Here is a 21,641-nt window from a genome sequence, read left to right on the forward strand (position 1 = left end):
AGCATTTACAAAAAAGCACTATCTACAGGTTCCCAAAGTTCTATTTTGTTGCCGTCGTTATCTAAAATCCAGCCAAATTTTCCGTATTCGTATTCTTCAACTTCGCCCACAATAGTAACGCCTTCCTCATTTAAAACCTTTAAAAGTTCATGTAAATTTTCAACTCTGTAATTAAACATAAAGTCTTTTTTTGATGGCTCGTAATACTTTGTGTCTTCTGCAAATGCACTCCATTGGGTTGTACAATCATTTCCCTCTTTATCCTTCCACCAAAAGGTGCAGCCATAATCATCGGTATTAAAACCTAAGTGTTTTTTGTACCAATCCCTAGATGCTTTTGGGTCTTTGGTTTTAAAAAACAACCCGCCTATTCCTGTTACTCGTTTTTTCATTTTTTTCTGTTTTTTATCGCGTCTTCGTACAGTTGAATCCATTCGTCGGTACTCATTTTCGCGGTTAATTCCCCAATAAGTTCATACGGGATATCGTTTATTTTTTTTAATCTAATACAACTCTTGCCCATATCCAATTTATACTTACAGCGTTTGGCATATTCTTTTGTAAACCAATCGTAAATGTCCTTTTTTGCATAAATAACCATGCTGTAAACGGCTATAAAGTTTTTTTGCGATGCTAAACTCATAAACGGCAAAGGCAAACTGGTATCGCAATGATAACCATCTGGATATACCGAATGTGGTATAACATAACCCAGCATACCATAGCTCATTTGTTCTTCCACGCCTTTGGGAAGGTTGCTTAAAATTTGCTGTCTTAATTTTTCAATAACTTCTTTTCTTTCTTCTGGAAGTTCGTTTAAATACTGTTGTGGTGTGGTTGCTTTTGATTGCATAATTCTTAATTTTTACGATGTAATATCAATCCGGAAATTAACGAAATAATAAACCCAATCACGGTTACCAATGCCAGCATAAACAATGCTCCCATGACGCTTGTTATTTCGATAACCTCATCGCCTCTTCCTTGGTCGATTAGCATTTGCGCGTAATCCTCAAAAAAATTAGGGTTTAAAAATTTGGTGTAAATAAAATCGGCAAGCCCAATGCCTATTCCCACTAAAACCGAAATCAGCAAGCCAACGGTTATCGCTTTTCCTAATGTAATAACCCCTTGATTTACATGATCTCTGTAGTGTTTTATCGCAAAATAAATGAATGACAATGAAATGAATATTGAAATATAACCTAATATTTCTAAGGTGTCAAAGCTTAAATGTTTTGCGAATGTTAAATGCGATAAAAAAATGACAAACCCCGTTATGCCTCCAAAAAGTCCGTATCTAATTATTGTCGTTTTCATCTGTTTAAAATTTTTAACTTACTGTAAATAAGTTATTTAAAAAATTTAAGAACTGATGTAACCACTCGCTACACTCGTTCTCTCATGAATTTGTTTTAATCATAACACTGTGTGTATTTTTTGATTAAAAAAATTCATGTTCGTTTCATTTTGTGATGTATGGGTTAAACATGCTGATCGATAAGAATGGTGTTGCCATCGGGATCGAACAGCACAATACTTGCAGGACCTTCGGTGTTTTCATCGGCCTCTCTTTCCAGTTCAATGGATTTGCTTTTTAGGTGTTTTTGAATCTCGCGAACATCGGTAAACCCCTCCAATTTGTTTGCACTCTCGTCCCAACCAGGATTAAAAGTTAAAATGTTGTTTTCAAACATGCCTTGAAAAAGACCAATTAAAGCATTGCCGTTTTTCATGATTAAATAATTAATTTCAATGTCGCCGGCAAAAACAGAAAACCCCAATGCTTCATAAAATGATTTAGATTTATTAATGTCTTTCACATTTAAGCTTGCAGAAAATGCTCCTAATTCCATAAATTTTATTTTAATATTAATATCGCCTTAAAAGTAGTTTAAACCCCTTTTTTAGAATTCATACTAAAGTACGAATTTTAAATAATCTGCAATTTTTTCGCTATCTGTATTGCTTGGGTACGCCGTTTTGCATTTAATTTTACCAGTAAATTTGAAACGTGCGATTTTATAGTGCTTTCTGAAACGTATAAGGTATCGGCTATTTCTTTATTGGATAAGCCTAAGGAAATGTGTTGTAAAACTTCGTATTCGCGATTGGTAATTCCCAATGCATCAATTTTCTTGTGATTGATTTCTATTAAAGGTGCGTTTTGTTTGTGAAGGCTTTTTTTGTTTATGTAAATTCCAACAAAAAAGAAAACAATGGCGATACCGGCAACTACTATTTCTGTTTTTAAATCTCCTGAAACCATGGCGTATTTACCAATTTGAAACACTAACAACAATGCCAAAATTAGAAGTGCAAATATGACAATGGTTTTTTTCATCTACAACCTTTGAAAATCCTATTTAAATATGAATAATTTCATCATCACTCAAAAGCGCATCGCCGCGTAACCTTAAAAATATTTGGGCCACGGCAATGGTATCTTTTTCGCAATAAATAATAATGCGGTCTATGTCGTTTTCTTCATAATACACCCGATAGACTTCGCTACCGTCAATATCATCTTTTGGCGAAGGGATGCCCAAAACATTGGTCAGTAATTTTAAAGAGGTATAGGTTTTGTAATCGCCAAATTTCCAGAGCTCAAGTGTGTCTAAATGCGGCACTTCCCATGGTTTTTTGCCGAACAGATTCAGTTTGTACGGCAACTCGATGTTGTGGATTATCATACGTCGTGCGATGTACGGAAAGTCGAATTCCTTACCATTGTGCGCACAAAGCAAGTGTTTGGTTTCGCTAAAATGAGAAATTAAAAGGTTTTTAAAATCTTTAAGAATTTTAATTTCATCACCGTAAAAAGACGTGACTCTAAATGTTCTGCTATCGCCTTGATGTGTAAAATAACCCACCGAAATACACACTATTTTGCCAAACTCTGCCCAAATTCCGGCACGCTCGTAAAATTCTTCCGCGGTAAAATCGTCTTTGCGTTGGTACTGAGATTTTTGTTCCCAAAGCGCTTGTTTGGTGTCGTCTAAATCAGAGAAACGCTGAACCTCCGGTACGGTTTCTATGTCCAGAAATAAGATGTTTTCTAAGTTTAGTTTAGAGATCATAACCTAGCATGTTATAGGCTTCTTCAATATAAGTGGTAATATCGTCCGTAAATGTTGCAATGGCATCCCCTGCGCCTTTGGAGTGCCCTAATCTTACAATGATAATGTTGTCGTTAGGCTCAACAAAAACGTATTGCCCAAGGTGCCCGCGCATCATAAAAAAATGTTTGTCGCCAATGCTTTTTAGCCACCAGCCATAACCGTATTCTGGACTTTCAGGAAAACGCGGTTTTAAGGATTTTGCCACAAAAGCAGAATCCAATAGTTGTTGTCCGTTCCATTTTCCGTGGTCTTTATATAGTTTTCCAAAACGGGCAAAATCCTTGGCGTTACTGGCAATGCAGCAATAAGCTTTTACCAAGTCGTGGTCTTCGCTATCCACTTGCCACAGGGTTGGGTTTTCGCTTCCCAAAGGTTTCCAGAAACTTTCGGTTAGGTAGTTGTACATTTTTTTTCCCGTTGCTTTTTCAATAACCATGGCAAGCATTTGGGTATCGCCACTGGCGTATTTATAGGATGTTCCGGGTTCTCTAACCACTTTTAAACCCAACATGACTTTTTCCAGATCGTCATCAAAATAAGCACGTGTTGTAATGGATAATGGCGAATAGTACTTTTCGTCCCAATTGGTTCCAGATGCCATGGACGACAAATCGCCAACCGTCATTTTAGCGGCCAATCCTTCGCCAAATTCCGGGATAAAATCGCTAACCGGTTGGTCTAAACTTGTAATATAACCTTCTTGAATGGCTTTTCCCATAAGTCCGGACACATAGCTTTTAGCCATGGAAAACGAGTTGGTTTTAGAGTTTTCATTAAAACCATCGTAATAATTTTCAAACCAAATGCTGTCGTTTTTTATAATCACATAAGCAATGGTTCCATTCGTTTTATTGATTTGTTTTAAGCCTTCCGACTCTTGAACGGAATTGTAATTTTTATGATTTGGCCAGGGCTGAGGTGTGCCGTTTTCAACCACTTGATTGTCAAATTTTTTATAATCTTCTAAATAAGCTGTAGAATGTCCGGTAAGATAAATGGTTCTAACCGCTTTAAGCAAATAATCGGTATCGGTGGCATAAAGTACGATTACTAATAAACCAAATAGGATGACTATCCATTTTAAGAATTTTTTCAAGAATTTCATTTTAAGAATTTTAGTTGAAATAAATATAGGAAAAATTTTATGTTTTCAGATAACTAAAACAGCGATTGTTGTTTATATGGGCTTTCGTGCTCCAACAGCCATTTTTTTCGGTGTAAACCGCCAGCGTAACCGGTTAAACTACCGTCGCTACCAATAACACGATGACACGGAACAATAATCCAGAGTGGGTTTTTGCCGTTGGCATTGGCAACGGCGCGAATGGCTTTTACATCGCCCAATTGTTTTGACAAGTTTAAATATGAAAGGGTTTTGCCGTAAGGAATTTGCTCTAATGCTTTCCAAACTTTCCGTTGAAAATCGGTGCCTTTTGGGTTGAGGTTTAAATCGAATTGCTTTCGAGACCCTTCAAAATATTCATTAAGCTGAATAACGCAATCTTCTAATTCGACAGGAATAATATCGGTGATTTTTTCTTCTGAATCTTTATTATTTAGAACTGTAACCGAAGTAATACCATCCTGGTCACCAACTATTTTAGTGTATCCTAAAGGCGATTTGATGATGCAACTTTTCATCTGATTAATTTTATTTTATAATTGTCAGATGCTACATTCATTTTAAATATATTTTCAATTCGAGTTTTAAGTACGCATGTTTCCTTAACTCCCGGTATTCATATCGTCTAAAATACCTAGTTTTTTGGCTCGGGCTTCCCAATTTTTTCTGGCTTGTACTTGTAAATCGGATACGTTATCGCTTTCGTCCATAATTTCCAGACCCAATAAGGTTTCAATAACATCTTCCATGGTTACCAATCCGCTTACGGTACCGTATTCATCAACTACCAAAGCCATGTGGTTTCGGGTTTCCACAAGCTCTTCAAACAGGGTTGGAATAGCCATGTTTCGGGTAACAACAATGATACTTCTTTTAAGTTCGTAAAGCTTTTTATGGCCATTTCCAAGCGCCATTTCCTTAAACACATCGTCCTTTAATACCAAACCTTTTATATTGTCTTCGGTATCAATAAATATGGGAACCCGTGAAAAACGAAGGTTTAAATTCTGATTGAAAAAATCTTCAACCGTGGTGTTTCCGTTTTCGGTTTTCATTACCGTTCGCGGCGTCATCACATCCTTGGCCTTAATTTCTTTAAAGGTCAACAGGTTTTTAATGACTTTGCTTTCAGACTCATGAAAAACGCCTTCTTCGTGTGCCATATCGGTCATAACAATAAACCCTTCCCGACTTAAAATACTACCGTGTCCTTTGCCTCCAATTAATTTTGTGGTGAGTTGGAGCAACCAAAGTAGGCCTGTATATTTTAAAGGAAATATTAAAACCCTTAAGGCTTTGGTGGTAAAATTAACTAATGATTTCCAATAGGTTGCACCAATGGTTTTTGGTATTATTTCTGAAGCCACTAATATTAAAATCGTCATGATTGTAGAAACTATACCAACCATTAAATCTTCGGTAAATGTAAAGCCAAAAATGGATTTTGTTTCCGAACCGTATATTTCGGCATAAGCCGCTTTTGCTTGCACCCCAACCAAAATTGCACCTACGGTGTGCGCAATGGTATTTAGGGTAAGAATGGCAATTAACGGTCTGTCTACATCTTTTTTTAAGGCCTCTAAAGCAAAAGCATAATCTTTACCCTCTTGCTTTTTTACATTAATAAATGTTGGCGTAACGCTTAATAGAACAGCCTCTAAAATGGAGCATAAAAACGAAAAAAACACCGAAATAAAAGCGTAAAACAGAAGTAATCCCATAAGATAAATTAAAGGTCTAAAGTACTAATAATTTATGAGTTTTGGTTTAATCTTTTATAGCTGTATAAAATAATTGTTGCAATTTGGGCCTTATATTTAAAGTGTAAATATTTCGATGTGTTCGGCTTGGATAAACCCGATTGGAAAGAAATACAAAAACAAGCTCGTTTTTAGGGTCTGCCCAAACAAAAGTACCCGTAAAACCGGCGTGACCAAAGCTTTCTGGACTTACTTGTGGCGCAGGATAAGCTTCTTTAATATTCAGCGTATCGTTACCAATTAATGGCTTATCGAACCCAAGGCCTCGGCGGTTGTTATTTTCCGGGTATTGAATTCGGGTAAACTCCTTTACGGTTTCGGGTTTAAAATACTGTTTGTTGGCATAAGTGCCGTTTTGCACCAGCATTTGCATAAATTTAGCCAAATCGGTTGCGCTACCAAACAAGCCCGCATTACCGGAAATACCGCCTAAAAGCGCCGCATTATCGTCGTGCACCCAACCGTTTACCAATGTTTTTCTAAACACCGTATCGATTTCTGTGGGAACAATAGCGTTTTTAAAGTTTTTCTCTTTTGGAAGATACCCAAGCGTCGTGCAACCCAACGGTTTGTAAAAATTATCTTGAAGATATGTTGTGTAAGGCACGCCCGTAATGTCTTCTATTATTTGCGGATAAATCAATGAGGCAACACCCGAGTACAAATACTCTTTTTTTCCATCGGCCTTAACCCGTTTTATGTGTCGGTAGATTTTATTTTTGAACCTGTTTTTCACATACATATCGCTGTAATATTGGCTTGAAAAACGTTTGCTTTTTTCGGTTTTAATGAATCGCTTTTTCACTTTACCGTTTTTATAAACCTCAGCTAAAAAAACGATATAAGGCTTTATCCCCGATTGATGCGCCAACAGCTCCCTGAGCGTAATATCTTTTTTATCCTTTTTATGTTTCCAGTCTTTCCAATAGGTGCTAAAATGCGCATCTAAATCTAGCTTACCCGTTTCGTAAAGCTTCATTAAAGCCGGTAATGGGCCTGCTATTTTGGTAACCGATGCTAAATCGTAAACATCGTTTAAATTTACTTTTTGAATGCTGTCGTAGGTATGAAACCCGTAAGCTTCATGGAATATGATATTACCTTGTTTGGCAACCAGCAGTTGTGCACCTGGGAATGCTTTTTGAATAATGGCATCGCGCATTATAGAGTCGACATTCGTTTTTATATAAATTGAATCGAGCCCAACAGATTCTGGCGTATCGTAGCTTAATTGCGCGTTTATTGATTGCATGCCAAATAAAAAGCAGCACAGCGATAAAATTTTAAAACGAATCATATGAAAATAAATTATGGACTTGAAAGTTACGAAATCAATTTTACAACCCGTCGACTGCGCTCAGGGTGACAAAATAATGGATTAATTTATAAATTTATGTTATCGATTAATGAGTTTAACTATATCCTTTGCAAAGTAACTTGCAATCACATCGGCGCCAGCGCGTTTAAAAGCGGTGGTGGTTTCCATCATAATTTGGTCGTGGTTTAACCAACCTTTTTCGGCAGCAGCTTTAATCATGGCATATTCGCCCGAAACTTGATATACGGCAACCGGCACATCAAATTCATTTTTAATATCGCGTAAAATGTCTAAATAAGCCATACCGGGTTTTACCATCACAATATCGGCGCCTTCGTCAATATCCATTTCGGTTTCCCTAAGTGCTTCGTGCCTGTTGGCAACATCCATTTGATAGGTTTTTTTGTCTTTCGGAATATCTTTTAAATCTACCGGAGCAGAATCCAAAGCATCTCGAAAAGGGCCGTAAAATGCCGAGGCGTATTTTGCCGAGTAACTCATAATACCGGTGTCCGTATACCCTTCCTCTTCCAAAGCTTCACGAATGGTTAAAATACGCCCGTCCATCATATCGCTTGGCGCCACAAAATTAGCACCGGCTTTGGCGTGTGAAATGCTCATTTCTGCGAGAAATTCCGCGGTATCGTCGTTAACAATAACACCGTTTTCAATAATGCCATCGTGCCCGTACATGGAATATGGGTCGAGTGCCACATCGGTCATGACCAACATATCGGGGCACACATTTTTTACGGTTTTAATGGCGCGTTGCATCAATCCGTTTTTGTTTAAAGCTTCTTTTCCTTTATTATCTTTTAAATTATCGGGCACTTTCACAAAAAGCAGCACCGATTTTAATCCCAGTTTCCAAAGTTCTTTCACTTCGTTTTCCAATAAATCCAAACTGTATCGAAAGTAATTGGGCATTGATGCGATTTCTTCTTTCACACCTTTACCTTCAACTACAAATAATGGGACCAAAAAATCGTTTGGCGTAATTATGGTTTCTCGCACCAAGCTACGAATGGCTTCGTTGGTTCTTAATCTTCGGTTTCTTCTTAATGGGTACATAATATTATAATTTTTGACCTTTAATGCCTGTTGCACAACCATAAAAGTAATTTAAATACTCAACTTTAAATCCGTTCATTTCAAAAATCTCTTTTGCTTTTTTAGAGTTATTAAATAACGATGTATATACTCCAAGCATTTTATAAGTTTCAGGATTCCCTAAAAACAAAAACCCAAACAGAGGAATACAATATTTTAAATATGAAAGGTAAAAAAACTTTAGTATTTTATTTTGAGGAATTGATACTTCAATAAAAGAAAATGAACCTTTCGATTTTAATAATCTATTTACCTCTAACGCAAAATCATTGAGTTGTTTTTCGGAAAATGTTTTCAGTCCAAAACCAGAAACAATATAATCCACAGAACCACTACTTATTGAGTTCTCGAAAACATTTTCTTGTAATAAATTAATCTTATGCTTTGGATATTTTTCTTTTCTTTTTTTTGCCATTTTTAGCATGCCTGAGGAAAAATCTAGACCAATCAATTCTCCATTCTGGCCTAAGGCTTTTAGTATTGGTTTCCAGCATTCTCCCATTCCAGTCATCAAATCTAAAACAACAGAGTTCTTTTTAATATCAATTGAATTTACAGATTGCCTTCTCCAACGTTCACTAAAACCAAAAGATGATATATAATTCATTCTTTCGTACGAAGAACTCATTTTGTCAAAAAGAGTTTCTACGTATTTAGGATTGTATAAGTCCTTCATTATGAAACCCAATCTTTAGGATTTTTAAGCACTTCAATTAATTTTCCCTCGTCGCTTCCAGCTTCCGGATGGTGGTCGTAAACCCATTGTACATGCGGCGGCAAACTCATTAAAATACTTTCTATGCGGCCGTTGGTTTTTAATCCGAAAAGCGTGCCTTTGTCGTGTACCAAATTAAACTCCACATAACGCCCGCGACGAATTTCCTGCCAATTGCGTTGTTTTTTTGTGTATGGTAAATCTTTTCGTTTTTCAACGATGGGCACATAAGCCTCAAGGAAACTATCGCCAACTTCGGTAACAAAGTTATACCAATTTTCCATGGTCATGGTTTCTGAAGCTTTGCAATGATCGAAAAACAAACCACCAACACCTCTACCTTCATTTCTGTGGGCATTATAAAAATACTCATCGCAACGTTTTTTATAGGTTTGGTAAAACTCCGGATTGTGATTATCGCAGGCTGTTTTACAGGTTTGATGAAAGTGTTTTGCATCTGCTTCAAATAGGTAATACGGCGTTAAATCCTGTCCGCCACCAAACCAGCTGTCAATAATCTCGCCGTCTTTATTGTACATTTCAAAATAGCGCCAATTGGCATGTACAGTTGGCACCATAGGATTTTCAGGATGTAAAACCAAGCTTAGTCCGCAGGCAAAAAAATCGACATCGCCAACCTTAAAATAAGCTTGCATCGATTTGGGTAGTTTGCCATGTACACCCGAAATGTTGACACCGCCTTTTTCGAAAACATGACCGTTTTCGATAACGCGTGTTCGTCCGCCGCCGCCTTCCGGTCGTTTCCAAATATCTTCTTGAAATTTGGCTTTGCCATCAATGGTTTCTAACTTTGACGTGATGGTGTCTTGTAAATCTTGTATGTATTGGTAGAATTTGTTTTTCATTTTCATTCATTTTCAAAATAAAGCTCATAAAGCTCCATATCTAAAGGTAATTCGCCATTTGGTGTAAATTCATTTTTAAGTGTTTTTTTCCAAATAAAACCACAGTTTTCTGCCACCTTAACACTTGCTAAATTAGTTTTATGTGCAATAATCTGGAGCGTTTTTAAACCCAAATCCTTAAAAGCGAATTCCGTTAATAATTTTACCGATTTGCTCGCTAGCCCTTTATCTTCAAACGGATAACCGATGCAGTAAGCAAACTCCCCTTGTTTTTTAATGGGATCGATTTCTTTTATATAGATTAAGCCTACTAATTGCTTGGTGCTTTTTTCTTTTAAAGTGAATAAAAACTCTTCTTTTAATCGGAATTGTTTCACTTTTTTTTCAACAAAAACCTTCGACAAATCTGGTGTTAAATTCTGTTCTAAGGTTTTAGGGAAATAGCGTTTTAATCGGTCTTCATTTGAAATTATAAAATCGCAAAGAGCCCAAGCGTCTCGGGTTTTAATTGGTTGGAGATAATATGATTCTAAATCAATTAGCACGTTCAATTTGTTTAGGTTGCAAGGCTTCAACGGTTTTTAGGGTAGCTGCGGTTACCGATAAAGGCAGCACTAAAATAACACCAATTACCGGAATAAAGAGAAACCCCATAAAAACCAAGCCGTTACCAATAGCCAAACCACGATGTTTGCGAACGAATTTTACACTGTCTGCGTATTTATAATGGCGTTCTAAGGTGTAATCCATATTACCAAACCCTGCATAGTACGCTTGAACGACGAAGAGCAATATAGAGGTAATCCAACCAATAACAGGAATTATGCTGATGATTAATATTAAAATAGTTAGAATAATTTCCATGAACAGGTTACGAATATTTATACGTAAACCGCGCCAAAGTTGCTGAAAAAACGATGTGTTTCTGTGTGAATGCTCTTGTTTTCCTGTTAGATATGCTTCGATTTTTTCGGACACAGGACTCATAAAAGGTGCCGATAATGCCATTATGATGTGTTTGTAAAGGATGAGTCCGAGCGCGATAATTAACAATCCGCCAACAACATTGCCAATGGTTGTAAAGGTTTCTTTGCCCCATTGCCAAACCCAAATTTTAGAAATATAGTACCCAATATCATCGGATAATCCGTAAGCTGAAACGGCAATACTTATGGCTGTTACTATGCTAATAAGCATTGGTACGGCAAAATATTTCCAGAGTTTTAGCTTGGATATTAAACTAAACGCACCGAAGTATGCTTTAATGCTTGAAATAATATTTTTTATCATAGGCCTCTCCCTAGCCCTCTCCTTTGGAGAGGGAATTAATTACGTTTAAAGCTATTAAAATAATAAAAACCAATTAATTGACGTTACACCCACGCTTTGTGGTTTCTCCCCTCGGGGAGATTAAGAGGGGCTTTTATATTCCTTTACGGCATCTATAAACGCCTTGGCGTTATCTAACGGAATGTGTGGCAAAATACCGTGACCTAGGTTTACAATGTATTTGTCTTTGCCAAAATCGGTTATCATTTGGTGCACCATTTTCTTGATTAGAGCCGGTGGCGATAGCAAACGCGACGGATCGAAATTACCTTGTAACGTAATGTTTCCGCCCGTTAAATAACGCGCGTTTTGTGGCGAGCAGGTCCAATCGATACCCAATGCGGATGCGTTGGATTTTGCCATGTCGCCAAGTGCGAACCAACAGCCTTTACCAAAGGCAATAACCGGCGCATCGTCTTTTAAGGCTTCAATAATTTGATTGATATACTGCCACGAAAATTCTTGATAATCGGTTGGCGATAGCATGCCACCCCATGAATCGAAAATCTGTACGGCGTTAACACCTGCTTTTACTTTTTCTTTTAAATATGCAATGGTGGTATCGGTGATTTTTTGCAATAATTGATGTGCCGCCACGGGATTTGTAAAACAGAATTCTTTGGCTTTATCGAAGGTTTTGCTACCTTGACCTTGCACGCAATAGCACAAAATGGTCCATGGTGAGCCTGCAAAACCTATTAGCGGAATATCGTTATTCAATAATTCCTTAGTGGCTTTTATGGCTTGGTACACATAGTCTAATTCTACCGTAACATCGGGTACAATAACATTATCGACATCCTTTTGGGTACGCACCGGATTGGGTAAATACGGGCCAAAATTTGGTTTCATTTGCACCTCGATATTCATGGCCTGCGGAATAACCAAAATGTCGCTAAATAAAATGGCGGCATCCATACCGTAACGGCGTATGGGTTGTACCGTAATTTCGCTGGCCAGTTCTGGCGTTCGGCATCTTGTAAAGAAATCGTACTTTTCTCGGATGGCCATAAATTCCGGTAAATACCTTCCGGCTTGACGCATCATCCAAACGGGTGGACGATTAACAGTTTCTCCTTTTAATGCTCTTAAAAATAAATCGTTTTTTATCATGGTTTTTTCATTCCTGCGAATCCGATTACTCCCAATAATTATCGGGATGGAAAGGAATTCTTTTTATCATACCTACAAGGTTTTAAAAACCTTGCAGGATATATGTTAAACATAATGCTCGTTTACCAACTCTATCACACTTTCAACAGTTGGTACTTTGGCAACCCTAACGTCGTTAAAGTGTTTTTTCGCTTCTTTTGCTGTGCTTTGGCCAATGCAAAATGCAATGACTTCGGCGTTGTTTTCTTTAACAAAACCCTGCACGGTTGAAGGGCTATAAAACATAACGCCTTCAATAGAATCGTTAACTTTTACACCATCATATTTGGTTTGGTACGCTTCAACTTCGTTAACTTCAATGTTGTTTTCCTCCAAAATATTAGGCAAATCGTCCAATCTTAAATCACTGCAGAAATAAGTAACTTCGGTACCATCCATAAATTCCACTAAATATTCGGCTAGGGCTTTAGCGTTTTTTTCGGAATGGGTTACTTTACCAATTTTCTGTTCTACCAAACGCTTGGTGCGTCTGCCCACACAATAAATATTTTTAAACTGTAATTCGGCTGCTGAATAGTTGGTAATTAAAGATTCAACGGCATTTTTACTAGTGATGATTACATTTTCAATTTCATTCTTTAAAAGCCTTGGGTGAATTCTGTTTAGGCTTATTTTTATAAAATCGATGCTTTCGGCCTTTACTTTTTGATGAAACAAAAGACGCTGGCTTTCGGTAAGCGATTTGGTGGAATAAACGTTGGTTTTTTTGGTAGACCGTTTAATGGTGTCCATTAAGCGTTTGCCACCACGCTCGATAACAAAATCGGCACAATACTTTGCCATGTCTTCGTGCTCTCCCAATTTTTTAACGCGGGTAACATCAATTCTTTTGGTGCCGTCTTCACTTAGCAGTACGCCTTTAAAATTAACTTCTTCGTTTTTTATATATGCGAGTGCGCCAATGGGTGCTGTACAACCTCCCTCGAGTCTATTTAAAAACTCACGTTCAATATTGATGCAAATTTCAGTTTCCTCGTGATTAAGTTCTCTGCAAATGGCTCTAACTTCTTCGTCGTCCTCCAAAGCCGTAATCATTATAGCGCCCTGTGCCGGCGCAGGAATCATCCAATCTAAATTAATGGCTTCTTCGGGTCTTACGCCAATACGCCCAATACCTGCTGCTGCGAAAATAGTACCGTTCCAATCCTCGTTATCCTTAAGTTTTTGCAGTCGGGAATTCACATTACCGCGAATGTCTGCAATGGTATGCGTTGGATATCTGTTGAGCCATTGCGCTTTTCGGCGTAAACTACCGGTTGCGATGGTGGCGTGTTTGGCGCTTAAAAACTCCTCGTTGTTTTTAAAAACCAGGGTGTCGTTAACGTTACCGCGCTTTATTACGGCGGCCTGTACGATGCCTTTTGGCAACAAGGTAGGCACATCTTTTGAGGAATGAACGGCAATATCGATGTCGTTATTCAACATAGCAATATCTAGGGTTCTTGTAAAAATACCCGTAATGCCCAATTGATATAAGGGTCGGTCTAAAACCAAATCGCCTGTAGATTTTACAGGCACCAATTCTGTTTTATGACCTAAATTTTCGAGTTGTTGTTGTACGGATTTAGCTTGCCATAGTGCTAATTCACTATCGCGCGTACCAATTTTTATGATTTTAGACATTTGTTTTTGTAGATTCTTCTAGCTGAAATACTTTTTTAATAAGGTCGAGACTCTCGTCCGTAGAAATGCTGTCATCTTTTAAATGATGCGCAAAATGATTTGTAATTTTTTGAATGATATTATTGCTAATTATTTCAGCTTGCTTTTCATTAAAGTCCGATAGTTTTTTACGTTGCGTATCCAATTCGGCCACTTTAAAATCGTTAAGCTTATGCTTTAAAGCTTTAATTGTTGGTGCAAATTTTCGGGTTTCCAGCCAATCATTAAATTCGGTATTAACCTCTTCAATAATAGATTCTGCCAAAGGAATGTGCTTTTTTCTTTCCTCCAAGGTTTGATCGGTTAATTTTGATAAGTGATCTAAATGCACCAACGATACATTTTCCAATTCGGTTACGTTTTCATCCACATTTTTAGGAATCGACAAATCCAGAATTAAAAGCGGCTTGTTGGTGTTTATCAAGTGTTTATCAATAGTAGGACGCTGCGCACCGGTAGCGACAATTAATATGCCCGAAGAATTAATTTCTTCCTGTAAATTGGCATAATCCTTAACCACCAAATTAAACTTACCAGCAATTTTTTCGGCCTTATCCTTCGTTCTGTTAATTAGGGTGATTTGCTCGTTTTTGGTGTGTTTAACCAAATTCTCACAGGTATTTCTGCCTATTTTTCCGGTTCCAAAAAGCAAGATGTTTTTATTTGAAACGTTTTCAATGGTATTTAAAATATACTGAACTGAAGCAAATGACACCGAGGTAGCACCGGACGAAATATTGGTTTCGGTTTTAATGCGCTTGCTCGCTTGAATAACGGCATTTACCAAACGCTCTGAAAAATGATTGAACAACCCGAATTTCCTGGACAGTTTCGCGCTTTTTTTAAGCTGACTAATAATTTCGAAATCGCCTAAAATTTGGCTGTCTAAGCCCGAGCCCACACGAAACATGTGCGCAATGGCTTCCTTGTTTTTATAAACGTAAGCTACTTTTTGAAACTCGTCAACAGTCCCCCTCGTATTATCGCAAAGCAATTGGATAAGTTGAAAAGGATGTTGTGCAAAACCATAGATTTCTGTTCGGTTACACGTAGAAGTTACTATTAAACTCTCAATATCATTGGCTTTAGCTTGGTTCATCAATGCTATTTTAGCATCGTCGTCCAAACTAAAACGCCCTCGTATTTCGGCATCGGCTTTTTTATAGCTTAACCCAATGGCATAAAAGTAGCTACTTCTTGATATATTGTATTTCTGCATTAGTGTTTTGTAATTTCCTTAGCAAATGTATATTTATGATTAGAATAAAAACAACGCTAAAAGAACTTTTAATATCGTTTGTGGTTTTTTAACCGTTTTTTTAAAAACTATATGATAAATATCATATTTTTGCAGTGAAATCAATGGGTTTTGACCCATTAGTTTAGAATGAATCTAAATAAAGTAGAATGAATAACCAAGAAATCGCAAAAAAAAATGTCGCTGAAAGATCTTTTACCGAGACTCAAATAGATGATGGCTTTTTAGTTTTTACCTATAAAAATGACAGCAACCAAGTTGAAAAAGTTACCAGAGCTATTGATTGCGATTACATTCAATTTCATTTTTGTGTAAAGGGGCTAAGTAAGTTTCTTTTTAACGAAGGCCGATATGCTTTAAATATTCAGGAAGAAAACTCGTTGTTGCTTTACAATCCGCAACGCGATTTACCCATCAATTTAGAGGTGAATCCTAATTCGTGGATGGTATCTTTAATGATTTCAATTAAAAAATTTCATGGTTTGTTCTCTCAAGAAGCCGATTATATTTCATTTTTAAATGAAGATAACCGAGATAAAAAATACTATAAAGACGGTGTTATTTCGCCATCAATGGCCATTGTTTTAAACCAGTTAATAAGTTTCAATCTAAATCAATCTATAAAAAGTCTTTATTTTAAAGGAAAAGCTTTTGAATTATTAAGTTTGTACTTTAATAGAAGTGAAGATGCCGATATTGAACAATGTCCGTTTTTAGTGGATGAAACCAACGTTATTAAAATACGTAAAGCAAAAGATATTATTATTTCCAGAATGGCCGAACCACCAAGTTTACAAGAGCTTGCCGATGAAATAGGATTGAATTTAAAAAAGCTGAAAGAAGGCTTTAAACAAATTTATGGCGATTCGGTTTTTAGCTTTTTATTTGATTACAAAATGGAGTTCGCCAGAAAATTATTGGAAACCGGCGACCACAATGTTACCGAAGTTGGGCATAAAGTAGGCTACAGCACGTCCAGCCATTTTATCGCTGCTTTTAAAAAGAAATACGGCACGACACCAAAAAAATATTTAATGTCTCAGGCATAAAAGTCCTGCAAGGTTTTAAAACCTTGTAGGTTTAAAAAAAATGAAATGTAAATGAAAGGAATTTTATTAGTAAACCTCGGGTCTCCAGATAGCCCAACCCCAAAAGATGTAAAAAAATATTTAGGCGAATTTTTAATGGACGAGCGGGTTATCGATATTCCGCTTGTGGCCAGAACTGCTTTGGTAAAAGGTATTATTTTAAAAACACGCCCAAAACAATCGGCAGCGGCCTACAAAAAAATATGGTGGGACGAAGGCTCTCCGTTAATCGTGCTGTCTGAGCGATTGCAGAAAAAAATACAAAAACAAACAAGTATGCCCGTGGCTTTAGCTATGCGTTACGGCAGCTTGACCATTAAAAAAGGGCTCCAGGAATTGGTAGCCAAAGGCGTTACCGAGGTATTGCTTTTTCCGCTATATCCGCAGTTTGCCATGGCAACAACCGAAACCATTACGGTATTGGCCGAAGAATTGCGTCAACAGCATTTTCCTCATATTTCTATTGAATCTGTTCCGGCGTTTTACAACAAGCCCGATTATATCGAGGTGCTTTCAAACTCCATAAAAAACCATTTAAAAGGCATTGATTACGAACACTTGCTGTTCTCGTATCACGGTGTGCCCGAGCGTCATATCCGAAAAAGCGATGTTACAAAATCGCATTGTAAAATAGACAAAAGCTGTTGCGTAACCCCAAGTAAAGCCCACGAGTTTTGCTACAGACACCAATGTTTGGAAGTTACACGATTGGTTGCCGAAAAACTACAATTAAAAGAAAACACCTATTCCACATCGTTTCAATCGCGTTTGGGATTCGACCCTTGGTTGTTGCCATACACGGACAGAACCATTGAGCGTTTAGGCAAAAAAGGCATTAAAAATATGGCCATCGTAACCCCCGCATTTGTCAGCGATTGTTTAGAAACCTTGGAAGAAATAGCCATGGAAGGTCAAGAGATTTTCCATGAAATGGGAGGACAGGATTTCACCACAGTTCCGTGTTTAAACGACGACCAAGAGTTTGTTGATTTGCTGTCGAATTGGATAAACGCATGGGCAGAGAAAAAGCTTGAAACCGCATAGTTTATGGATGATTTTTTAGACTATTACCAGTACATAAAAGCATTCCATCTTATTTTTATAATCACCTGGTTTGCCGGTTTATTTTACATCCCGCGCTTGTTTGTGTACCAAATAGAAGCTTCACAAAAACCCGCGCCAGATAAGGATATTTTAGGCAAACAGCTCAAGCTTATGGCAAAACGGTTGTGGCAAATTATCACTTGGCCATCAGCCATTTTAGCAACGCTTTTTGGCATCATCTTATTTGTTTTAAACCCAGCCTTACTGCATCAACCGTGGATGCAGGTTAAGCTAGGTTTTGTGGTGCTCCTCATAATTTATCATCTAAAAACCCATCAATATTTTAAACAACTACAAAACGATGTGGTAAACAAAACATCGAGTTTTATGCGCATCTGGAACGAAGGCGCCACCTTTATCCTGTTTGCCGTCATCTTTTTGGTCATCTTAAAAAGCGCCATAAATTGGGTGTTTGGGGTTGTTGGCATTGTCGTTTTGGGCATTTTGATCATGCTCGGTTTTAAACTGTACAAAAATATCAGGGAAAAGAATCCGGAAGCTTAAAATGCAAATTCCAATTTTCAAAGACTAAATTCCAAAATGAACACATTGGAATTTGGGTTTTTAATTTTGGAATTTACACATCGTGTTTTTGGTTTGATTATTGCTATATTTATGCATTATTCCTTCAAATGAAAATAAAGAAACTCTCTTTACGAACACGCATCTTTTTAACCATGATACTCTTGGTACTGTTGGCCTCTATTTTAATTGCTGCCGTAGCCATTTATCAGTATCGCGAGGAAACTAAAGACTACCACAAAGAACGCTTGGAGCGTAAAGAGCAAAATATAAAAACCCATATCAGCAGGGTTTTAAATAGCCGCCAAAACACGTGGGAAGTTAAAACCGAAAACATCCCATTGATTTTTAAGGAAGAAATCGGGAATATTGCCGAAATACACCGTTTGCAAATTAATTTATACGATTTAGAGGGCGGACTTTTAATCTCATCAAAAGCCAATTTACAACCCAGTTTAAAGGAACAATGCATTGCGGCCGAAATTTTAAACAACCTATCGCATACCCTAGAAATAAACAGCATAACCAATGCCCCAGAGCACAGGTTTGTCGATTATCATAAGGAAAACGGGGAGACCTTCCAGTCGTTGTACACCTATATTAACGACAACAAATCCAAACCCTTAGCCATATTAAACATACCGTATTTAGAGAACGACGATTTCTTAACAAAAGAACTCAACGAGTTTTTAGAGCGTATTGGCTACGCCTATTCCTTTGTGTTGCTTATGGCCATCGGTGTTGCCTTTTTACTATCAAAATACATTACAAAATCGCTTAAAACCATTAGCGATAAAATAAATACCACGCGACTGGAAAAGCGCAACGAAAAAATCGTAATTGAAAATACCAGCGAAGAAATTTCAACCCTTGTAAAATCGTATAACAGTATGATTGACGAGCTTGAGGAAAGCGCCATACAATTGGCAAAAAGCGAACGCGAACAAGCTTGGAGGGAAATGGCAAAACAAGTGGCGCACGAAATTAAAAACCCCTTAACGCCTATGCGCTTAACGGTTCAAAACTTTCAACGCAAGTTTAATCCGCACGACGAAAATATCGATAAAAAAGTTGATGAATACAGCAAAACCTTAATCCAACAAATCGATACCATGAGCTCGATTGCATCGGCATTTTCAAACTTTGCCAAAATGCCGGCGCAACAAAACGAAACCCTAAACGTGGTAAAAATCGTTAAGCTGGCCTTGGATATTTTTAACGAAGATTACATTCATTTTCAAGCCGACCAAGATGAGATTGTTGCCAAACTGGACCGCACACAACTTATTCGAGTGGTTACCAATTTAGTTAAAAACGGCATTCAATCCATTCCGGAAGATAGCGAGAATCCCAGTGTGGTGGTTAAGGTTGCCTCCGAAAACAATCATATAAACATTGTCGTCTCCGATAACGGTAAAGGCATTTCGGAAGAAAATAAAACTAAGGTTTTCGAGCCCAAATTCACCACAAAAACCAGTGGTATGGGCCTTGGATTGGCCATGGTAAAAAACATCGTGGAAACCTACAACGGCAGCATCACATTTACATCAGAAAAAAATAAAGGCACAACATTTACAGTAACATTTCCTAAAGCATTACACCATGAATTACGATAACATTATAACCGCATTTAACCAAGGCATTACAAGCATTACCATAAACCGCCCCAGTAAATTAAACGCTTTAAACAAGGCTACGATTAAAGAATTGCACGAGGCTTTTAAACAGGCCGATACCGATAAAAACACCAAGGTTATTATTGTAACGGGCAGTGGCGAAAAGGCCTTTGTGGCAGGCGCCGATATATCGGAATTTGCACATTTCGATTCTAAAAAAGGAAAAAAATTGGCAAAAAAAGGTCAGGAATTATTGTTCGATTTTGTTGAAAACCTATCCACACCAACCATAGCTGCCATTAACGGTTTTGCACTTGGTGGCGGACTGGAACTGGCCATCGCCTGCCATTTTAGGGTGGCCAGCAACAATGCCAAAATGGGCTTGCCCGAAGTGTCGCTTGGAGTTATTCCGGGGTATGGCGGCACACAGCGTTTACCGCAACTTATTGGTAAAGGGCGCGCCATGGAACTGATTATGACCGCAGGTATGATTGACGCCAATCAAGCCCTGAGCTACGGTTTGATAAACCACGTAACTGCAGCCGAGGATTTATTACCGCTTTGCGAAAAAATAGCCGGTAAAATAGCCCGAAACTCTTCAGTGGCCATTGGTGCTGCCATTAAAGCCATTAACGCGAATTATAAAGATGGTGTAAATGGCTTTGAAGTTGAAGTTTCCGAATTTGGAAACTGTTTTGACACCCAAGATTTTACCGAAGGGACTACGGCTTTTTTAGAGAAGCGAAAAGCGGATTTTCCGGGGGAGTAGGAGTTTGTTTTGTTAATAGGTTAACTTATTTCAAATATATTTCGTCTTTAACATAACTTGCGTTTAGCCAAAAACAATGTTTCGTATATTCAGTCAATCCTGTCAATTTATCAGCAATTGGTAATTCGTATGTGTCTGCTGCATTTCTTGCGTGTGGCCTAACGTGACTTATTCTGTTTTCGGTTTTCTTTGGAAAAGAAGTTTTTCTTATACCTTTTTCGGTTATTTCTTTAACGATTTCTCCATTTCTACTATTAAAATTAATCGATTCGAAAATCACAAGAACTCATTTGTTAGATTAGTGAAAAAAGGTTTTTTCATTGGTACACATTGTCGGTTGATTGAAACATACAATTAGTATAGTTTCGAGTTATGATAAACAGCTTTCTCTTAAAAGAATTTGGTGATAGAATTCGCTACTTAAGAACTCAGGAAAATTTGAGTCAAGAACAACTTTCTTATAAAACGGGATTTCACAGAACTTATATAGGAATGATTGAAAGAGGTGAAAGAAACATTTCACTTACTAACATGGCGATTTTCGCAAAAGTATTCAATTTGACGATTGATGAACTTTTAAAATTTGAGAAAGCTAAAGAATTACTTAAACGCTATAAGTTAAAAACAGAGGATTAATGTCAAGAAAACATTCATTTAAATTGACATTATCAAATAATGTTACAGAAAAACAAGGAATAAATTATCTTATTGAGGAACAAACAGGGTTTTTTAAAATTGATAAAGAAATGAAAAGAGAGCTTTTGGATAGGGTTAATATTCCTCATAGTTTTTTACAATCTTTTGATATGGTATATATTCCTAAATTAAAAGGAATTGCATTTGAAAAAGATTACATTGAAACACATCTAGACGAGATTTTATTTATAGAATTAAAGACCACAAAAAAGTATCTTCCTGACAATCCTAAAGGGTTCTTTTTTGGTGCAACGGAAAATGAATTTAATTTCGGGAAATTATTAGGCGATAGGTTTAGATTTTGTTTCGTTTGCTTAAATGAAAAATCGCCTTCGTATGCAATGTTGACCATTGAAGAATTAGATAAGATAATTAGAAATAAAAGAATTCAATTTCAAATAAATTTGTGA

Annotated in this window: 25 protein-coding genes; 7 read left to right on the forward strand and 18 right to left on the reverse strand. The window is 37.2% G+C overall.

The window, feature by feature from the left end; genetic code table 11:
- Positions 1-5: 5 nt before the first annotated feature.
- From ACN5J7_RS09020 to hemA, 18 genes are all read right to left on the reverse strand, one after another.
- On the reverse strand, positions 6-392 hold the full coding sequence (locus ACN5J7_RS09020; protein WP_418603652.1) for a VOC family protein: 387 nt from the start codon (positions 390-392) through the stop codon (positions 6-8).
- Positions 389-853, reverse strand: coding sequence for a DUF1801 domain-containing protein (locus tag ACN5J7_RS09025; protein WP_418603653.1), 465 nt, complete (start codon positions 851-853; stop codon positions 389-391). The genes ACN5J7_RS09020 and ACN5J7_RS09025 overlap by 4 nt, the downstream gene beginning before the upstream one ends.
- A 5-nt stretch (positions 854-858) precedes the next feature.
- Positions 859-1,320, reverse strand: coding sequence for a DUF4199 domain-containing protein (locus ACN5J7_RS09030; RefSeq protein WP_418603654.1), 462 nt, complete (start codon positions 1,318-1,320; stop codon positions 859-861).
- A gap of 164 nt (positions 1,321-1,484) precedes the next feature.
- Entirely contained in the window at positions 1,485-1,856 is a 372-nt protein-coding gene (locus ACN5J7_RS09035; protein WP_418603655.1) for a VOC family protein, read from the reverse strand.
- Positions 1,857-1,933: 77 nt separating this feature from the next.
- Positions 1,934-2,344 (reverse strand): response regulator transcription factor, encoded by a 411-nt coding sequence (locus ACN5J7_RS09040; RefSeq protein WP_418603656.1) that lies wholly within the window; start codon positions 2,342-2,344, stop codon positions 1,934-1,936.
- A gap of 22 nt (positions 2,345-2,366) precedes the next feature.
- Positions 2,367-3,080: a 3'-5' exonuclease gene (locus ACN5J7_RS09045; RefSeq protein WP_418603657.1), complete on the reverse strand. Its 714-nt coding sequence runs from the start codon at positions 3,078-3,080 to the stop codon at positions 2,367-2,369.
- Complete coding sequence (locus ACN5J7_RS09050) at positions 3,070-4,227, reverse strand: serine hydrolase domain-containing protein (RefSeq protein ID WP_418603658.1); 1,158 nt, start codon at positions 4,225-4,227, stop codon at positions 3,070-3,072. The genes ACN5J7_RS09045 and ACN5J7_RS09050 overlap by 11 nt, the downstream gene beginning before the upstream one ends.
- Positions 4,228-4,280: 53 nt before the next feature.
- Complete coding sequence (locus ACN5J7_RS09055) at positions 4,281-4,763, reverse strand: methylated-DNA--[protein]-cysteine S-methyltransferase (protein ID WP_418603659.1); 483 nt, start codon at positions 4,761-4,763, stop codon at positions 4,281-4,283.
- An 84-nt stretch (positions 4,764-4,847) separates the two neighbouring features.
- Complete coding sequence (locus ACN5J7_RS09060; protein WP_418603660.1) at positions 4,848-5,966, reverse strand: CNNM domain-containing protein; 1,119 nt, start codon at positions 5,964-5,966, stop codon at positions 4,848-4,850.
- 46 nt (positions 5,967-6,012) lie between these two features.
- Positions 6,013-7,302, reverse strand: coding sequence for a serine hydrolase domain-containing protein (locus ACN5J7_RS09065; RefSeq protein WP_418603661.1), 1,290 nt, complete (start codon positions 7,300-7,302; stop codon positions 6,013-6,015).
- A gap of 99 nt (positions 7,303-7,401) precedes the next feature.
- Positions 7,402-8,394, reverse strand: coding sequence for a porphobilinogen synthase (gene hemB / locus ACN5J7_RS09070; protein WP_418603662.1), 993 nt, complete (start codon positions 8,392-8,394; stop codon positions 7,402-7,404).
- 4 nt (positions 8,395-8,398) lie between these two features.
- On the reverse strand, positions 8,399-9,109 hold the full coding sequence (locus tag ACN5J7_RS09075) for a class I SAM-dependent methyltransferase (protein ID WP_418603663.1): 711 nt from the start codon (positions 9,107-9,109) through the stop codon (positions 8,399-8,401).
- Positions 9,109-10,014, reverse strand: coding sequence for an oxygen-dependent coproporphyrinogen oxidase (gene hemF, locus ACN5J7_RS09080; protein ID WP_418603664.1), 906 nt, complete (start codon positions 10,012-10,014; stop codon positions 9,109-9,111). Before hemF ends, ACN5J7_RS09075 begins: the two co-directional genes overlap by 1 nt.
- 2 nt (positions 10,015-10,016) lie before the next feature.
- Complete coding sequence (locus tag ACN5J7_RS09085; protein WP_418603665.1) at positions 10,017-10,559, reverse strand: GNAT family N-acetyltransferase; 543 nt, start codon at positions 10,557-10,559, stop codon at positions 10,017-10,019.
- Positions 10,549-11,304: an EI24 domain-containing protein gene (locus ACN5J7_RS09090; protein ID WP_418603666.1), complete on the reverse strand. Its 756-nt coding sequence runs from the start codon at positions 11,302-11,304 to the stop codon at positions 10,549-10,551. The genes ACN5J7_RS09085 and ACN5J7_RS09090 overlap by 11 nt, the downstream gene beginning before the upstream one ends.
- 120 nt (positions 11,305-11,424) lie before the next feature.
- Complete coding sequence (hemE, locus tag ACN5J7_RS09095) at positions 11,425-12,456, reverse strand: uroporphyrinogen decarboxylase (protein ID WP_311935519.1); 1,032 nt, start codon at positions 12,454-12,456, stop codon at positions 11,425-11,427.
- A gap of 105 nt (positions 12,457-12,561) precedes the next feature.
- Positions 12,562-14,139, reverse strand: coding sequence for a hydroxymethylbilane synthase (hemC, locus tag ACN5J7_RS09100; RefSeq protein WP_311935521.1), 1,578 nt, complete (start codon positions 14,137-14,139; stop codon positions 12,562-12,564).
- Positions 14,132-15,397, reverse strand: coding sequence for a glutamyl-tRNA reductase (gene hemA, locus ACN5J7_RS09105; protein ID WP_418603667.1), 1,266 nt, complete (start codon positions 15,395-15,397; stop codon positions 14,132-14,134). Before hemA ends, hemC begins: the two co-directional genes overlap by 8 nt.
- A 188-nt stretch (positions 15,398-15,585) precedes the next feature.
- Between hemA and ACN5J7_RS09110 the strand changes: the two genes are divergently transcribed.
- The 7 genes from ACN5J7_RS09110 (at position 15,586) to ACN5J7_RS09140 (ending at position 21,641) form a co-directional block, all read left to right on the forward strand.
- Entirely contained in the window at positions 15,586-16,485 is a 900-nt protein-coding gene (locus tag ACN5J7_RS09110; RefSeq protein ID WP_418603668.1) for a helix-turn-helix transcriptional regulator, read from the forward strand.
- A gap of 51 nt (positions 16,486-16,536) precedes the next feature.
- A complete protein-coding gene (hemH, locus tag ACN5J7_RS09115; protein WP_418603669.1) occupies positions 16,537-17,568 on the forward strand; it encodes a ferrochelatase in 1,032 nt (343 codons plus the stop codon).
- Between the two features lie 3 nt (positions 17,569-17,571).
- The gene (locus ACN5J7_RS09120) at positions 17,572-18,132 is read left to right on the forward strand and encodes a CopD family protein (RefSeq protein ID WP_311935527.1); all 561 of its coding nucleotides are present in this window, start codon (positions 17,572-17,574) and stop codon (positions 18,130-18,132) included.
- A gap of 128 nt (positions 18,133-18,260) precedes the next feature.
- Complete coding sequence (locus ACN5J7_RS09125) at positions 18,261-19,766, forward strand: sensor histidine kinase (protein WP_418603670.1); 1,506 nt, start codon at positions 18,261-18,263, stop codon at positions 19,764-19,766.
- On the forward strand, positions 19,753-20,535 hold the full coding sequence (locus tag ACN5J7_RS09130) for an enoyl-CoA hydratase/isomerase family protein (RefSeq protein WP_418603671.1): 783 nt from the start codon (positions 19,753-19,755) through the stop codon (positions 20,533-20,535). The genes ACN5J7_RS09125 and ACN5J7_RS09130 overlap by 14 nt, the downstream gene beginning before the upstream one ends.
- A gap of 372 nt (positions 20,536-20,907) precedes the next feature.
- Positions 20,908-21,171: a helix-turn-helix domain-containing protein gene (locus tag ACN5J7_RS09135; protein ID WP_418603672.1), complete on the forward strand. Its 264-nt coding sequence runs from the start codon at positions 20,908-20,910 to the stop codon at positions 21,169-21,171.
- Positions 21,171-21,641, forward strand: a complete 471-nt coding sequence (locus ACN5J7_RS09140; protein WP_418603673.1) for a hypothetical protein — start codon at positions 21,171-21,173, stop codon at positions 21,639-21,641. Before ACN5J7_RS09135 ends, ACN5J7_RS09140 begins: the two co-directional genes overlap by 1 nt.

Origin of the sequence: Hwangdonia sp., assembly GCF_048381975.1 — a bacterium.
Classification (GTDB): Bacteria; Bacteroidota; Bacteroidia; order Flavobacteriales; family Flavobacteriaceae; genus Hwangdonia; species Hwangdonia seohaensis.

Bases quoted from the DNA above. Each gene is read 5' to 3' on its own strand.
- ACN5J7_RS09020 (WP_418603652.1), bottom strand. From the start codon at position 392: ATGAAAAAACGAGTAACAGGAATAGGCGGGTTGTTTTTTAAAACCAAA.
- ACN5J7_RS09120 (WP_311935527.1), top strand. From the start codon at position 17,572: ATGGATGATTTTTTAGACTATTACCAGTACATAAAAGCATTCCATCTT.
- ACN5J7_RS09050 (WP_418603658.1), bottom strand. From the start codon at position 4,227: ATGAAATTCTTGAAAAAATTCTTAAAATGGATAGTCATCCTATTTGGT.
- ACN5J7_RS09110 (WP_418603668.1), top strand. From the start codon at position 15,586: ATGAATAACCAAGAAATCGCAAAAAAAAATGTCGCTGAAAGATCTTTT.
- ACN5J7_RS09030 (WP_418603654.1), bottom strand. From the start codon at position 1,320: ATGAAAACGACAATAATTAGATACGGACTTTTTGGAGGCATAACGGGG.
- ACN5J7_RS09090 (WP_418603666.1), bottom strand. From the start codon at position 11,304: ATGATAAAAAATATTATTTCAAGCATTAAAGCATACTTCGGTGCGTTT.
- hemE (WP_311935519.1), bottom strand. From the start codon at position 12,456: ATGATAAAAAACGATTTATTTTTAAGAGCATTAAAAGGAGAAACTGTT.
- ACN5J7_RS09140 (WP_418603673.1), top strand. From the start codon at position 21,171: ATGTCAAGAAAACATTCATTTAAATTGACATTATCAAATAATGTTACA.
- ACN5J7_RS09075 (WP_418603663.1), bottom strand. From the start codon at position 9,109: ATGAAGGACTTATACAATCCTAAATACGTAGAAACTCTTTTTGACAAA.
- ACN5J7_RS09060 (WP_418603660.1), bottom strand. From the start codon at position 5,966: ATGGGATTACTTCTGTTTTACGCTTTTATTTCGGTGTTTTTTTCGTTT.
- hemB (WP_418603662.1), bottom strand. From the start codon at position 8,394: ATGTACCCATTAAGAAGAAACCGAAGATTAAGAACCAACGAAGCCATT.
- hemF (WP_418603664.1), bottom strand. From the start codon at position 10,014: ATGAAAAACAAATTCTACCAATACATACAAGATTTACAAGACACCATC.
- ACN5J7_RS09025 (WP_418603653.1), bottom strand. From the start codon at position 853: ATGCAATCAAAAGCAACCACACCACAACAGTATTTAAACGAACTTCCA.
- ACN5J7_RS09040 (WP_418603656.1), bottom strand. From the start codon at position 2,344: ATGAAAAAAACCATTGTCATATTTGCACTTCTAATTTTGGCATTGTTG.
- ACN5J7_RS09130 (WP_418603671.1), top strand. From the start codon at position 19,753: ATGAATTACGATAACATTATAACCGCATTTAACCAAGGCATTACAAGC.
- hemA (WP_418603667.1), bottom strand. From the start codon at position 15,397: ATGCAGAAATACAATATATCAAGAAGTAGCTACTTTTATGCCATTGGG.
- ACN5J7_RS09045 (WP_418603657.1), bottom strand. From the start codon at position 3,080: ATGATCTCTAAACTAAACTTAGAAAACATCTTATTTCTGGACATAGAA.
- ACN5J7_RS09035 (WP_418603655.1), bottom strand. From the start codon at position 1,856: ATGGAATTAGGAGCATTTTCTGCAAGCTTAAATGTGAAAGACATTAAT.
- ACN5J7_RS09065 (WP_418603661.1), bottom strand. From the start codon at position 7,302: ATGATTCGTTTTAAAATTTTATCGCTGTGCTGCTTTTTATTTGGCATG.
- ACN5J7_RS09125 (WP_418603670.1), top strand. From the start codon at position 18,261: ATGAAAATAAAGAAACTCTCTTTACGAACACGCATCTTTTTAACCATG.
- hemH (WP_418603669.1), top strand. From the start codon at position 16,537: ATGAAAGGAATTTTATTAGTAAACCTCGGGTCTCCAGATAGCCCAACC.
- hemC (WP_311935521.1), bottom strand. From the start codon at position 14,139: ATGTCTAAAATCATAAAAATTGGTACGCGCGATAGTGAATTAGCACTA.
- ACN5J7_RS09135 (WP_418603672.1), top strand. From the start codon at position 20,908: ATGATAAACAGCTTTCTCTTAAAAGAATTTGGTGATAGAATTCGCTAC.
- ACN5J7_RS09055 (WP_418603659.1), bottom strand. From the start codon at position 4,763: ATGAAAAGTTGCATCATCAAATCGCCTTTAGGATACACTAAAATAGTT.